The 14,382-nt window shown below is 71.6% G+C and carries 11 protein-coding genes; 6 read left to right on the forward strand and 5 right to left on the reverse strand.

Annotation, left to right across the window (positions count from 1 at the left end; translation table 11 throughout):
- Positions 1 to 111 precede the first annotated feature (111 nt).
- Positions 112 to 2,577 (reverse strand): GcvT family protein, encoded by a 2,466-nt coding sequence (locus C4T78_RS15885; RefSeq protein ID WP_093345394.1) that lies wholly within the window; start codon positions 2,575 to 2,577, stop codon positions 112 to 114.
- Positions 2,578 to 2,742: 165 nt separating this feature from the next.
- Positions 2,743 to 3,393, reverse strand: coding sequence for a GntR family transcriptional regulator (locus C4T78_RS15890; RefSeq protein ID WP_093345395.1), 651 nt, complete (start codon positions 3,391 to 3,393; stop codon positions 2,743 to 2,745).
- A gap of 81 nt (positions 3,394 to 3,474) precedes the next feature.
- Between C4T78_RS15890 and C4T78_RS15895 the strand changes: the two genes are divergently transcribed.
- From C4T78_RS15895 to C4T78_RS15910, 4 genes are all read left to right on the forward strand, one after another.
- Entirely contained in the window at positions 3,475 to 4,695 is a 1,221-nt protein-coding gene (locus C4T78_RS15895) for a sarcosine oxidase subunit beta family protein (protein WP_093345397.1), read from the forward strand.
- Positions 4,696 to 4,776: 81 nt separating this feature from the next.
- Entirely contained in the window at positions 4,777 to 5,034 is a 258-nt protein-coding gene (locus C4T78_RS15900; RefSeq protein ID WP_093348216.1) for a sarcosine oxidase subunit delta, read from the forward strand.
- Positions 5,031 to 7,853, forward strand: a complete 2,823-nt coding sequence (locus tag C4T78_RS15905) for a 2Fe-2S iron-sulfur cluster-binding protein (protein ID WP_093345400.1) — start codon at positions 5,031 to 5,033, stop codon at positions 7,851 to 7,853. Before C4T78_RS15900 ends, C4T78_RS15905 begins: the two co-directional genes overlap by 4 nt.
- Positions 7,840 to 8,454: a sarcosine oxidase subunit gamma gene (locus C4T78_RS15910; RefSeq protein WP_093345402.1), complete on the forward strand. Its 615-nt coding sequence runs from the start codon at positions 7,840 to 7,842 to the stop codon at positions 8,452 to 8,454. Before C4T78_RS15905 ends, C4T78_RS15910 begins: the two co-directional genes overlap by 14 nt.
- 40 nt (positions 8,455 to 8,494) lie before the next feature.
- Here C4T78_RS15910 and C4T78_RS15915 read toward each other — a convergent pair whose 3' ends face one another.
- On the reverse strand, positions 8,495 to 9,688 hold the full coding sequence (locus tag C4T78_RS15915; RefSeq protein WP_093345405.1) for an NAD(P)/FAD-dependent oxidoreductase: 1,194 nt from the start codon (positions 9,686 to 9,688) through the stop codon (positions 8,495 to 8,497).
- 279 nt (positions 9,689 to 9,967) lie between these two features.
- On the opposite strand from C4T78_RS15915, the gene C4T78_RS15920 reads away from it, so the two are divergent.
- Positions 9,968 to 10,711 (forward strand): IclR family transcriptional regulator, encoded by a 744-nt coding sequence (locus C4T78_RS15920; protein WP_093345407.1) that lies wholly within the window; start codon positions 9,968 to 9,970, stop codon positions 10,709 to 10,711.
- Between the two features lie 202 nt (positions 10,712 to 10,913).
- Here C4T78_RS15920 and C4T78_RS15925 read toward each other — a convergent pair whose 3' ends face one another.
- Entirely contained in the window at positions 10,914 to 12,479 is a 1,566-nt protein-coding gene (locus C4T78_RS15925; RefSeq protein ID WP_093345410.1) for a Na+/H+ antiporter, read from the reverse strand.
- Between the two features lie 88 nt (positions 12,480 to 12,567).
- Here C4T78_RS15925 and C4T78_RS15930 point away from each other — a divergent pair, with 88 nt between their 5' ends.
- A complete protein-coding gene (locus C4T78_RS15930; protein WP_093345412.1) occupies positions 12,568 to 12,840 on the forward strand; it encodes a UBP-type zinc finger domain-containing protein in 273 nt (90 codons plus the stop codon).
- Positions 12,841 to 12,862: 22 nt separating this feature from the next.
- Here C4T78_RS15930 and C4T78_RS15935 read toward each other — a convergent pair whose 3' ends face one another.
- The gene (locus C4T78_RS15935) at positions 12,863 to 14,362 is read right to left on the reverse strand and encodes an amino acid permease (RefSeq protein WP_093345415.1); all 1,500 of its coding nucleotides are present in this window, start codon (positions 14,360 to 14,362) and stop codon (positions 12,863 to 12,865) included.
- Between the last annotated feature and the right edge of the window lie 20 nt (positions 14,363 to 14,382).

Below are 14,382 nucleotides of genomic sequence, written 5' to 3' on the forward strand. Positions count from 1 at the left end.
CTCCGGTGAGGAGAGGTGTGGCATGGCCGCCTCCTCCGGGGTAGCCGATGTCCGCGCCGCTGGTCGGTCAGCGCGGTCGGGCGTTGTGCAGGGATCGCGGGAATGCGATGTTCAGCAGCGCATTCTGCTCATCTCGGGGTCGAACACGGGGTCAGCGGCGACCGTCGCCGGATGCCGCTCGTCGAAGTAGGACACCTGCACGGAGGTGCCCGGTCGGGCCAGCTCGGCGGGCAGCCAGGCGTGGGCCAGGCTGGCACCGGCGCTGTAGCCGTAGCCGGCGCTCGTGGTGAACCCGGCGGGCGCACCGCCGGCGAACACCGGCTCCGAGCCCATCAGCACGGTGCCGTCGTCGATCGTCAGGCAGCACAGCCGCCGCCGAGGCGCGTTCTCCCGCCGCCGCAGCAGCGCGTCCCGACCGATGAAATCGCCCTTGTCGGTCTTCACGGCGAAGCCGAGACCGGCTTCGTCCGGATCGTGCGAGCTCCACATGTCCACCCCCCAGGCCCGGTAGCCCTTCTCCAGGCGCAGCCCGTTGAACGCGCCGCGCCCGCCGGGGAAGACGCCGTGCTCGGCGCCCGCCTCGGCCAGCAAGTCCCACAGCCGTCGGCCGAACTCCGCGGAGGTGTAGAGCTCCCAGCCGAGTTCGCCCACATAGGACAGTCGCAGTGCGATCACCGGCACCTCGCGCACGTGCAGCCGCTTGGCCCGGAAGAACCGGAACGCCTGGTTCGACACGTCGCGATCGGCCAGCGCGGCCAGCACGTCGCGGGCGCGCGGTCCCCACAGCCCGATGCAGCAGGTGCCGCCGGTGATGTCGCGGACCTGCGCGGTCTCGTCGGCGTGCCCGCGCAGCCAGGCGATGTCGCGCGGGCCGTTGCAGCCGACCTGGAAGGTGTCCCGGTCGAGGCGGGCGACGGTGATGTCCGCGCGGATCCCGGCCGTCGGCTCCAGCATCAGCGTGTAGGTCACGTAGCCGGGCGGGCGGTCGAGCTGGTTGGTGGTCAGCCGCTGCAGCAGGTCGAGCGCACCGCGCCCGGTGACTTCCGCCCTGCTCAGGGAAGTCATGTCGTACATCGCAACTCGCTCGCGGGTGGCCTGGTGTTCGGCGCCGACGATCGGGGACCAGTAGCGCCCTGCCCACGGGCCAGGCTGGACGACGTCGCGTCCGTCGACCAGGGACTTGTTGCTCTCGTACCAGTGCGGCCGCTCCCAGCCGTTGGCCTCCAGGAACACCGCGCCGAGCTCGCGCTGGCGGTCGTGGAACGGGCTGGTGCGCAGCGGGCGCGGGTGCTCCGGCGGCTGCTGCGGGTGGATGATGTCGTAGACCTCGCGGAAGCTCTGCGCGCCGCGCTCGGCCACGTAGGACGGGCTGTGCGCGAAGTCCTCGAAGCGGCGCAGGTCGGCCTGCCGCAGGTCGATCTCGGGCACCTGCCCGGTCAGCCACTGCGCCATCATCTCGCCGATGCCGCCGGCGTGGGTGATCCAGACGGCCTCGGCGACCCAGAAGTTGCCGATCTCGTTGGACGGCCCGAGCACCGGCATCCCGTCGGCGGTGAACAGGAACAGGCCGTTCATGCCCTCGGTGATCTCGGTGCGCCGCAGCGCGGGCAGCAGCGCGCGGGCGTCCTCCCACGGCCCGGCGAAGTCCTCCGGGGTGAATGGCTGCACCGACGCCATGCCCTTCCAACCGCCGCCCTCGGACGGCGCCTCGCTCCCGTCGGTCGCCGTGGGCAGGATGTCGTTGCTGTCCACCGGGATCGCGCGGTGCCGGTAGGAACCGATGCCGCAGCGGTCGTGGATCTGCCGGAAGTACATGGAGCGGTCCTGGTGCCGCAGGATCGGCTGGTCCACCTCGCCGCGGGCGCCCGCCAGGCCCGGCACCGGGCCGGTCACCGCGTACTGGTGCGCCAGCGGCTGCACCGGGATCGACACCCCGGCCATCCTGCCGATCTTCGGGCCCCAGATGCCCGCGCAGCACAGCACGGTCCGCACCGCGACGTCGCCGCGGGTGGTGCGCACGGCCCGGATCTCGCCGTCCCGGACGTCGAAGCCGGTCACCTCGGTGTTGGCGGCGAACCGAACGCCGCGCCGCTCGGCCTCGCGGGCCATGGCCTCGGCGGCGCGAACCGGTTTGGCGATGCCGTCGGTGGGCACGTGCAGGCCGCCGTGGACGCGGGTCGGGTCGAGTTGCGGGATCAGCTCCTGGACCTGCCGCGGGTCGAGCAGCTCGCCGCGGATGCCCCACGCGGTGGCCAGGCCGAGCTTGCGCTTGAGGTCGTCCCAGCGCTCGGGCGTCGTGGCCACCTCGATCCCGCCGACCTGGTGGAAGCAGGGGCGGCCGTCGAGCTCCAGGCCTGCGTAGGTCTCGACCGTGCGGGCGGCCAGCCTGCTCATCGTCTCCGACGGGTTGGTCTGAAAGACCAGGCCGGGGGCGTGCGAGCTGGAACCTCCGGTGGCGAACAGCGGTCCCTGCTCGACGACGAGGACGTCGGTGACGCCGAGGCGTGCGAGGTGGTAAGCGGTGCTGCATCCGACGATGCCCGCGCCGATCAGGAGCACTTGGGCGCTGGTATCCATAGCTGCCGCCTTGTTGCGTCTACGACAACCCACTGCGTCTACCGCAACGGTGCTCCTCGGCAAGGGCGCACGTCAAGGACACGACAGGGCCAATTCGCGGCTCGGCCTGGTCAACTGCCGTGAGCGTTTTGGGGTGCTATGGCCCCGCAAAGCACTCACGACCGGTCAGATCGCTCGGCGGATGGACTTCTCGAAGTGGTCGACGTGGGCGACCGCGATCCGGTCGGCGCGGTCGGTGTCCCCGGCGACGATCGCTTCGAGGAGTGCCGCGTGCTCCCCGACGTGCTCGGCGACGTTCGGCAGGCGGTCGAAGAACAGGTGCCAGATGCGCAGGGCCAGGTTGTAGTACTGGCCGAGAGTGCTCTCCAGGTAGCGGTTGTGCGTGCAGCGGTAGATCGTGCGGTGCACCCGGGCGTCGACGTCCATGATCACCGGCTGGTCGCCGGAGAGATCTTCGACGAGCGCGCGCAGCTCGTCGAGCTCGGCCCGCTCGGCGTCGGTGGCCCGCTCGGCGGCGCGGCGCGCGGCATGCCCCTCCAGGCGGCGGCGCACGTCGGCGATCAGCGCGTGGTCGGTGATGTTGACCTCGGTGACGAAGGTGCCGCGCCGCGGGTAGATCGCCACCAGCGACTCCGACTCCAGCCGCTTGACGGCCTCCCGGAACGGCGTGCGGCCGATGCCGAGCTCACCGGTCAGCGGCTCCTCGGCCACCGGGGCGCCGGGCGGCAGCCGCAGCGTCAGGATCAGGTCGCGCAACGTCAGGTAGGCGCGCTCGGCCTGCGAGGGGCCGGATCGGGAATTGACGCCTGCGGACACGTCTCGTAGCCTACCCGACAGACTGATATATCAGTACGCACAACACGGTTCCCCCTGGTCACTCCCGTCTTGGAGGCCGCGGTGGTTTCCACTCCTCTGCCCGAACCGCCGCCCAGGCTGTGGCGCAACCCCGAACCGAAGCGGCACTACGACGTGGTGATCGTCGGCTCCGGAGGGCACGGCCTGGCGACTGCCTACTACCTGGCGCGCAACCACGGCATCCGGGACGTCGCGGTGCTCGAACGCGGCTGGCTGGCGGGCGGCAACATGGCCCGCAACACCACGATCATCCGCTCCAACTACCTCTTCGACGAGAGCGCCGCGCTCTACGACCACGCGCTGGACCTGTGGGAGCGGTTGCCCGCCGAGCTGGACCACGACTTCCTGCTCAGCCAGCGCGGCGTGCTCAACCTGGTGCACACCGAGCAGGAGGTGCGCGACTCGCGGCGGCGGGTGTTCGCCAACCAGCTCAACGGGATCGACGCGGAGTGGGTCGAGCCCGCCGAGATCGCCGAGCTGTGCCCGATCCTGAACCTCTCCGCCGACGTCCGGTACCCGGTGCTGGGCGCGACGTTGCAGCGCCGCGGCGGGATCGCCAAGCACGACCACGTCGCCTGGGCCTTCGCCCGCAAGGCCGACGAGATGGGCGTGGACCTGATCCAGGGTTGCGAGGTGACCGGGTTCCGGCTCGACGGCGACCGGGTCACCGGCGTCAAGACCTCCCTCGGCCCGATCGGCGCCGGCCGCGTCGCGCTCGCCGCTGCCGGGCGCACGTCGCTGCTCACCGATCAGCTCGGCCTCCGCCTGCCGCTGCAGAGCCATCCGCTGCAGGCGCTGGTGTCCGAGCTGCTCGAGCCGGTCCACCCGTGCGTGGTGATGTCCAACCACGTGCACGTCTACTGCAGCCAGGCGCACAAGGGCGAGCTGGTGCTCGGGGCGGGCATCGACAGCTACAACGGCTACGGCCAGCGCGGCTCGGTGCACGTGATCGAGCGGCAGATGGCGGCGGCGCTGGAGCTGTTCCCGATCTTCGCGCGAGCGCACGTGATCCGGACCTGGGCGGGCACTGTGGACGTCACGCCGGACGCCTCGCCGATCATCGGCCCGACGCCGTACGAGAACCTCTACCTCAACTGCGGTTGGGGGACGGGCGGTTTCAAGGCGACGCCGGGCGTCGGCTGGGTTTACGCGCACACCATCGCCACCGGCCGCCCGCACCCGCTCAACGAGCCCTACGGCCTGGACCGCTTCACCACCGGCGCCCTCATCGACGAGCACGGAGCCGCCGCCGTCGCCCACTGACGCAATTTCAATTGAAATTCGCGGGTCAATTTCAATTGAAATTGCGGAGTACGAGGAACATTCGCGAGTTTGGAGCGCTCGATGCTGTTGATTCACTGCCCGTGGTGCGGGGACCGGGACGAGGCCGAGTTCCACTACGGCGGCCAAGCCCACGTCGACCACCCCGAGAACCCCGCCGAGCTGGACGACGCGGCGTGGGCGGAATACCTGTTCGTCCGCGACAACCCGCGCGGGACGTTCCACGAGCGCTGGGTGCACGCGGCGGGCTGCCGCCGCTGGTTCAACGTCGTCCGCGACACCGCGACCAACGAGATGCGTCCCGAGAAGGTGGTGCCATGACACGGCTTCCGGCGGGAGGTCGCATCGACCGCTCGCGCACGCTGCGGTTCTCCGTCGACGGCATCGAGCTCACCGGCCGCCCCGGTGACACGCTGGCGTCGGCGCTGCTGGCCAACGGCCGCATCGAGGTCGGCCCGTCGATCTACCGGGACCGGCCGCGCGGCATCGTCACCGCCGACGGCACCGAGCCGAACGCGCTCGTGCAGGTGCTCAGCGGCGGCCCGGAGCCGATGGTGCCCGCCACCGCGCTGGAACTGCACGACGGCCTGCAGGTGGCGAGCCTGTCCGGCGTCGGCTGGCTCAGCGGCGCACCGGATCCAGCGGTCTACGACAAGAAGTACGCGCACGCCGACGTGGTCGTCGTCGGCGCGGGCCCGGCCGGGATCGCCGCCGCGCTCGCCGCCGGGCGCAGCGGGGCGCGCGTGCTGCTGGTCGAGCAGGGCCGCGAGCTCGGCGGAGCGCTGCTGGACGGCGCCGAACGCATCGACGGACGCAGCGCGGGGGAGTGGATCGCCCGCGCGGCGAGGGAATTCGTGGACATGCCGGAGATGCGGGTGCTCACGCGCGCCGCTGCAGTCGGCCTCTACGACCACAACTACCTGCTCGTCGCCGAGCGGCGCGGCAACCGCAGGCGGCTGTGGCACGTGCGCGCGCAGCGGGTGGTGCTGGCCACCGGAGCCCACGAGCGCCCGATGGTCTTCGCCGACAACGACCGGCCCGGCATCATGCTCGCCTCGGCGGTGCGCACCTACCTCAAGCGGTTCGCGGTGCTGCCCGGCCGGGACGCGGTCGTGGTCACCACGTCCGACAGCGCGTACCTGACCGCGGCCGATCTCGCCGCCGCCGGAGCCCGGGTCCGCGCGGTGGTCGACACGCGCCCGGAGCCGCCGCAGCGGCTCGTCGACCTGGCGGATTCCCTGGGAGCGCAGGTGTTCACCGGCTCCGCCGTCATCGGGACCACCGGCGACCGGCGCATCACGTCGGCGCGCATCGGCGGTGTCGAGGGTGCGGGAACACCGGTCGACGTGGAGTGCGATCTGCTCGCGGTGTGCGGCGGGTGGAACCCGGCGGTGCAGCTGTTCAGCCAGGCCGGCGGTGCGCTGCGCTGGGACCGGCTGGTGGCCGGGTTCGTGCCGGAGCAGGAAGCCGGGCGGCCCAAGGTGATCGGGGCGGCGCGCGGCACCTACGACCTCGCGGGCTGCCTCGCCCAAGGGCTGGCCGCGGGCGCGGAAGCCGCCACCGCCAGCGGTTTCCGGATCGCCGCCCCGCCGGTGCCGCCGGTGGCCGGCGACCGGCCGGTCAGCGCGCCGCGGCCGGTGTGGCTGGTGCCTGGGGAGTCCGGCGAACCGGCGGAGTGGACGCAGCACTTCGTCGACCTGCAGCGGGATGCCACGGTCGCCGACGTGTGGCGGGCGATCGGCGCCGGGATGCGCTCGGTCGAGCACGTCAAGCGCTACACCACCATCGGCACCGGCAGCGACCAGGGCAAGACCTCCGGAGTCAACGCCATCGGCATCATCGCCGAGGCGCTGGGCGCGGAGTCGCCGGGCGAGGTCGGCACCACGACCTTCCGGCCGCCGCACAGCCCGGTGCCGTTCGCGCTGCTGGCCGGGCGCGACCGGGGAGCGCTGCACGATCCGGTGCGCACCACGCCGATGCACTCCTGGCACGTGGCGCACGGGGCGGAGTTCGAGGACGTCGGGCAGTGGAAGCGGCCCCGGTACTACCCGCTCCAGGGCGAGGACATGGCCGCCGCGGTGCACCGCGAGTGCCTGGCCGCGCGCACCGGGGTCGCGATGCAGGACGTGTCCACGCTCGGCCGGATCGAGGTCGTCGGGCCGGACGCGCCGGAGTTCCTCAACCGCATCTACACCAACGCCTTCGCCAAGCTCCAGGTCGGCAAGGCCCGCTACGGGGTGATGTGCCGCGCCGACGGGATGGTCTTCGACGACGGGGTGTCGATGCGGCTGGCCGAGGACCGCTACCTGATGAGCACCACGACCGGTGGGGCCGCGGCGGTGCTGGAGTGGCTGGAGGAGTGGCTGCAGACCGAGTGGCCGCACCTGGCCGTGCACTGCACGTCGGTGACCGAGCAGTGGGCCGCGGTGGCCGTGGTCGGCCCCGATTCGCGCGCGGTGGTGGGCCGGCTGGCCCCGGACCTGGACGTCTCCAACGAGGCCTTCGGCTTCCTGGAGTTCCGGGAAACCGTGCTGGGCAACGGGATTCCGGCCCGGATCAGCCGGATCTCGTTCTCCGGCGAGCTGGCCTACGAGGTCAACGTGGCGTCCTGGTACGGCCTGGCGCTGTGGGAGGCGGTCCGCGAAGCCGGGCAGGACTTCGGCATCACGCCCTTCGGCACCGAGGTCATGCACGTGCTGCGCGCGGAGAAGGGCTTCGTGATCGTCGGCCAGGACACCGACGGCACCGTGACACCCCACGACCTGGGCATGGACTGGGTGGTCTCCAAGCGTAAGGACTTCATCGGCAAGCGCTCCTTCGCCCGCCCCGACACCGCCCGCGCCGACCGCAAGCAGCTGGTCGGGCTGCTCCCGGTCGACCCGGGCGAGCTGCTGCCGGAGGGCGCGCACCTGGTGGAGCCCGACGTGCCGCTGACGCCGCCGGTGCCGATGCTCGGGCACGTGACCTCCAGCTACCGCAGCGCGATCCTGGAGCGCACTTTCGCGATGGCGCTGGTCCGCGGCGGCCGCGGGCGCATCGGCGAGGTGCTGCACGTGCCGGTCGGCGGCCGGCGCATCCCGGTCGAGGTGACCGATCCGGTGTTCTACGACGTGGAAGGAGCCCGCCGTGACGGTCGCTAGTCAGGCCGGCCGGAAGGCCGACACCCTGCGCCGCAGCCCGTTGGCCGCGCGGGCCGACGAGCTCGCCGCCCGCAGCGGGCCGGCCGTCGCGCTGGCCGAGGAGCCGTTCCTGACGCAGGTGAACCTCCGGGTGCACCCGGGCAGCCCCGCGGTGGCCCGCATCGAGCACGCCCTGGACCTGGCGCTGCCGCACCACGAACCGAACCTGGTCTCCGGCGACGAGACCGCGGCGGCGCTGTGGCTGGGCCCCGACGAGTGGCTCCTGGTCGGACCCGACGGCCGAGCGCCGGTGCTGCTGCCAGCCCTGGACGAAGCCCTCGCGGACTCACTCGGGTCCACAGTGGACGTATCGGCGAACCGCACCGCGCTGCGCCTGTCCGGTCCCAGGGCCCGCGACGTCCTGGAGAAGGTCTGCTCCCTGGACCTGCATCCCAGGGCGTTCCCGCCGGCCCGCTGCGCGCAGACCCTGGTCGGCAGGACCCAGGCGATCCTCTGGTGCCTCGACCGGAAGCCCTCCTACCGCCTCCTGGTCCGCAACTCCTTCGCCTCCTACCTGGTGGATCTCCTCCTCGACGCCATGCAGGAGTTCACCGCAGGGTGAGCCGGAGCTGGTGAAGGGCGCCTCGGAGCGAGTAGGTTCCTCAAAGGTGTCCTTCACCGCGGCTCGCGGTGGTGAGCGTGGTGGTGAGGCGGCGGCGGTGGGTGGTGAACTGCTTGGGGCTGTTCATCGCCAGGACCGCGACCTGGCGGCCGCCGCGGTGGTAGGCGGCCACGAAGCGGCGGGACGCCAGCGAGCCGTCGACCACGGTGATCCGGTCCTTCGGGCCCGCGTAGCCCGCGAACTGCAACGTCGAGCCGTACTGGCGCGACCAGAAGTGCGGGACGCCGGTGTAGTCCGCCACCGTCCGCCCGGCGAGGAGGTTGCGGACCGCGACCGGCGGCTGGTTCATCGCCGTCGACCAGTGGTCGCTGCGCACCGTGCGGCGGTGGTGCGGCGGCCGGTAGCGGGCGATGTCGCCGACGGCCACCACGTTCGGGATCGCGGTGGCGCAACCGGAATCGGTGACCACGCCGTCGCGCAGCTTCAGGCCGGAACCGCGCAGCCAGCGCGTCGCGGGTTCCGCGCCGACCTCGACCACCACCGCGTCCGCCGGGAGCACCCGACCGTCGGCCAGTTCGACGCCGGTCACCCGGTCCTCGGCCAGCACCCGGATCGCAGGCGTTCCGCACCGCACCCGCACGCCGTGGTCCTCGTGCAGCGCGAAGTACAGCGGTGCCAGCTCGATGCCGAGAGTTCGCGCCAGCGGCAGGTGTTGGGCGTCGACGAGCGTGACCTGAGCGCCCAGCGCCCGGCAGCTGGAGGCGATCTCGGTACCGATCAGCCCACCGCCGACCACGACGACCCGCGCACCGGCGCTGATGTCCTCGCGCAGCGCCAGCGCGTCGTCGATGGTGCGCATCCGGTGGCAGCCGGGGACCTCGCCCCCGCCGGGCAGGCTCAGCCGCGCCGAACCGGTCGCCAGCACGACGCCGTCCACGCGGACCTCGCTGCCGTCGGCGAGCACCACCGCGCCGCGCCGGGTGTCCAGCCGGACCGCCGCGATGCCCAGCCGCCACTCCGCGGCCAGCTCGGCCTCCTCCTGCTCGCTGCCCAGCGCGAGTTCCTCCGGTTGCAGCTTCCCGGCGAGGAATTCCTTGGACAGCGGTGGCCGGTCGTACGGCCGGTGCGGCTCGGCGCCGATGATCACCAGCCGCCCGTCGAAGCCCTGCTCGCGCAGCTCCTGAGCGGCTCGCCAGCCCGCCACCGAGGAACCGACGACGGCGACCGCCCTCATGCGGCGCTCACGGCCGGTGCGGCCACGAAGAATGACGACAAGCCGACCTCCGTTGCACAATGAGGAACAGCGCGTAGTATGTGCAACAAATCTGACCCTCTGGCCGCGACAACGTCAAGAGGGACAACGGATGAGCTTTTCCGATCTCGCAGTTGGGGCGGCCGCCGAGGCCCCCGCCCACGCGAAGAGCTGGACGGTTCTGGAATGTGCACCGCGAGCGGATACGGTTGACCGGTGAGTAGCGCAGCTGAATCACGCGGGAGGAGTTCTGGCGCTCTGGTGCAGTCCGTCGATCGGGCTGTGACCGTCTTGGAACTGCTGGCGCGCAACGGAGAAGCCGGCATCACCGAGATCGCCGGTGAGCTGGGAGTGCACAAGTCGACGGCGTCCCGGCTGGTCAGCGTGCTGGAAGCGCGCGGCCTGGTCGAGCAGCTGGGCGAGCGCGGCAAGTACGCCATCGGCTTCGGCATCGTGCGGCTGGCCGGGGCGGCGACCGAGCGCATGGACCTGCCGAGGCTGGGCAGGCCGTTCTGCGAGTCGCTGGCCGCCGACCTGGGCGAGACGGTCAACATCGCGATCCGGGACTACGACGTCGCCATCAACATCAGCCAGGCGCGCGGCACGGCAGCGGTCACCGCGCACAACTGGGTCGGCCAGCGCACGCCGCTGCACGCCACCTCCAGCGGCAAGGTGCTGTTCGCGCACGCGCCGCACGAGGACCAGGACGAGCTGCTGGCCCGGCCGCTGGAGCGCTACACGACCCGCACCGTCACCAGCGCGGGCCAGCTGCGCAAGGACTTCGAGCTGATCGTCCGCGACGGCTACGCGACGAGCTACGAAGAGCTGGAGCTCGGCCTCAACGCGGCGGCGGTGGCGGTCTACAACCAGGAGGGAGAGGTGATAGCGGCGCTGAGCGCTTCGGGCCCGTCCTACCGCTTCTCCCGCAAGCGCATGCGAGAGGTCGTGGGAGCGATGCGCATCGCGGCCAAGGAGCTCTCCTCCCAACTCGGCTTCCTGGTCTGAGGCCGGGGTCCGCCGCGATTTCAATTGAAATCGGACGTCTGATTTCAATTGAAATTGCCTGCCAGCCCGGCGCGTCGGCGTCCGACACGCCGGGACCGTGGGCAAGTTCAATTGAAATCGCAGGATCACCCCGGTGCGCCATCGCAGGATCACCCCGGCGGTGCGCCATTGCAGGGGCGCCCGGTGGTGCGCTGGGCCCGGGTCAGTCGCGGGAGAGCCAGAGCTCTTCCAGGTCGAGCTGGTGCATCACGCGGCGGAGGACTTCGTCGTCGATGCGGCGGTTGTCGCGGAACTGCACGAAGACCGCCCGCTCCGCGGCCAGCATCTCGCCGCGCAGGCGGCGGTACGCCGCCGTCGGGCTCTCGCCGACTTCGTCGGACGATCGCCCCAGCCGCTCCCACGCCTGGTTGCTGCGCTGCTGCGCTGCGCTTCGCAGCTGCTCCACGGCGTTCTCCGGCAGCGCCGACTCCGCGGCGAGCTCGTCCAGGCGCTCTCGCGCCGCGCGGGCCGCGTTGTGCTGGGCTTCGGCCTCGGCGAGCGCATCGGTGTAGTCCTCGGTCCCGCGCACGTCCAGCTTGTTGATGAGCCAGGGCAGCGTGCTGCCGTGCAGTAGCAGGGTCGCCAGGGTGACGAAGAACGTCAGGAACAGCACCTCGGAGCGGTGCGGGAACGGTTCCCCGCTCAGCGTCGCGGTCGGGATCGCCGAAGCCGCCGCCAACGACACCACGCCGCGCATGCCCGCCCACGACACCACCACCTTGTCCCGCCAGCTCGGTCGGCGGCCGCGCAGCAGCTCCGGCAGGTACATCACCAGGAAGACCCACACCACCCGCGCGAGCACCACGCCGGCGGTCAGCGCCAACCCGGCGACGAGCAGCGGCCCGAGGTCCAGCGAAACGCTCTCCGCGACATTGCGCAGCTGCAGTCCGATCAGGGCGAACACGACCGCTTCGAGCAGCGTGTCCGCGGCGCTCCACACCGCCCGGTCCTGCAACCGGGTCGCGGCGCTGCCCGAGGTCGCGTGGTGCCCCAGGTACAGGCCCGCCACCACGACGGCCAGCACGCCGGAGGCGCCTACCTCCTCGGCGAGCAGGTAGGCGAAGAACGGCACGATGAGCCCGGTGGCGCTCTCCAGCAGGTCGTCGCGCAGCAACCGCCTGATCCGCTGCACCAGCCAGCCGATGGCGTAGCCGATCACCACCCCGCCCACCGTGGCGATCAGGAACATTCCGACGCCGCCCAGCAGCGACGAGCCGACGCCGACCGCAGCGGCCACGGCCACCCGGTACGCGGTCAGCGCGGTCGCGTCGTTGACCAGGCTCTCGCCGCTGAGCACCGTCATGATCTTGCGCGGCAGCCCGAGCCGCCGGCCGATGGAGATGGCCGCGACCGCGTCCGGCGGTGCGAGCACCGCGCCGAGCACCAGCGCCGCGCTCACCGGCAGGTCCGGCACCAGCCACCAGGCGATGGCCCCGGCGACGGCCGTGGTGAACAGGACCAGTCCGAAGGCCAGCAGCCCGATCGGCCGCAGGTTCGCCCGGATGCCGATGGTGGAGCTGTTCAGCGCCGCGGAGTACAGCAGCGGCGGCAGGATCAGCAGCAGCACCACGTCCGGGTCGAGCGCGTAGTCCGGCACCCCGGGGATCGACGACACCGCCAGCCCGACCACCACGAGCGCCAGCGGCGCGGACAGGCCGATGCGCCGGGCGACCGCGGTCACGCCCAGGGACCCGGCGAGCAGTGCCATGAGTGCGGGAAGATCGTGCATGGTCGCTCCGTGTTGGTGCGGAAGGCCGAACCGCGCGGTTACCGTCGAGACGACATTCTCGCCCGAACGCACCAAGAGGGAGCCTGCGATGTCCACCAGCTGCGCGCACCTGCGCGATGCGGCCGACCGAGCGCCGGAACCGAGCCGCGCGGACGGGTGCGAGGACTGCCTGGCCGCGGGCGAGCACGCGTGGGCGCACCTGCGCATGTGCACGGAGTGCGGCCACGTGGGCTGCTGCGACTCCAGCCCGCACCGGCACGCCACGGCCCACTACCACGAGACCGCGCACCCGGTGGTCCGCTCCTTCGAACCCGGCGAGTCCTGGACCTGGTGCTACGTCGACGAGAAGCTCCGCGCCTGAGCCGCGGCCCCGGGTGATGCCGTCATAGGTCGTCGGCGGCTTCTTCGATGGTCTCGCCGCGGGCGAGGCGGCTGTTGTGCCTGCTGTAGACGAAGTAGAGGACGAGGCCGAGGAGCATCCAGGCGCCGAAGCGGATCCAGGTCCAGCCCTCCAGGTTCAGCATCAGGTACAGGCAGGCCGCCGCGGCCAGCACCGGGATCACCGGCACCCACGGCACCCGGAACGCCCGCGGCAGGTCCGGGCGGGTCCGGCGCAGCACCAGCACGCCGATCGACACCAGCACGAAGGCGCACAGCGTGCCGATGTTGGTCATCTCGGCGAGCACGTTGATCGGGGTCAGCGAGGCGATGATCGCCACCACGATGCCGGTGATCACGGTGATCCGGTACGGCGTGCGGTACTTGCGGTGCACCTTGGCGAACCACACCGGCAGCAGCCCGTCGCGGCTCATCGCGAACCCGACCCGGGCCTGGCCCAGCATCAGGATGAGGATCACCGTGGTCAGCCCGGCGATGGCGCCCAGCGAGACCAGCCCGACCGCCCACGGCGCGCCGATCGCCTGGAACGCGGTGGCCATCGGGGCCGCGGTGTTGAGCTGGTCGTACTTGACGATGCCGGTCATCACCAGCGACACCAGCACGTACAGGACCGAGCAGACGGCCAGCGAGCCGAGGATGCCGATCGGCATGTCCCGCTGCGGCCTGCGGGTCTCCTCCGCGCCGCTGGCGACGATGTCGAAGCCGATGTAGGCGAAGAACACCAGCGCGGCACCGGCCACCAGGCCGCTCAGCCCGAACGACCCGGTCTGGCCGAAGATCGCGCTGATCAGCGGCTGCTCCAGCGGCGCGGCGACGGTTCCGGGCTCCGGCGGCTGGTGCGGCGGGATGAACGGGCTCCAGTTGGCCGTCTTGACGAAGAACGCGCCGAAGATGATGAAGAACAGCACCACGGCGAGCTTGATGGCCACGACGACGTTGGTGACCGCGGCGCTCAGCCGGATGCCGATCACCAGCACGATCGTCAGCAGCAGCGCGATGATCGCGGCGGGCACGTTCGCCACGCCACCGGCGCCGGGCGCGGCCGTCAGCGCCTCGGGCAGCGCCAGGCCCATCGCGCTGAGCGCTTCGACGAAGTACTGCGACCAGCCGACCGACACCGTGGAAGCGCCGATGATGAACTCCAGCATCAGGTCCCAGCCGATGAGCCAGGCGAAGAACTCGCCCAGCGAGGCGTAGGAGAAGGTGTAGGCGGAGCCGGCGACGGGCACCACCGAGGCGAACTCGGCGTAGCACAGCGCGGCGAGCCCGCAGGCGATGCCGGAGATGACGAACGAGATCGAGATGCCCGGCCCGGCGTCGGTGGCCGCGGCCACCCCGGTGAGCACGAAGATGCCGGTGCCGATGATCGCGCCGATGCCGATGCCCAGCAGGTCCACGGCGCGCAGCACGCGCCGGAGCCGGAATTCCGGGGCTTCCGCATCGTTGATGGACTGCTCGACCGACTTGACACGCATGATGGACATGGGTGGCCTCCTCACCCTCG

Origin of the sequence: Saccharopolyspora kobensis (assembly GCF_900108315.1) — a bacterium.
In the GTDB taxonomy this organism is placed as follows: Bacteria; Actinomycetota; Actinomycetes; order Mycobacteriales; family Pseudonocardiaceae; genus Saccharopolyspora; species Saccharopolyspora kobensis.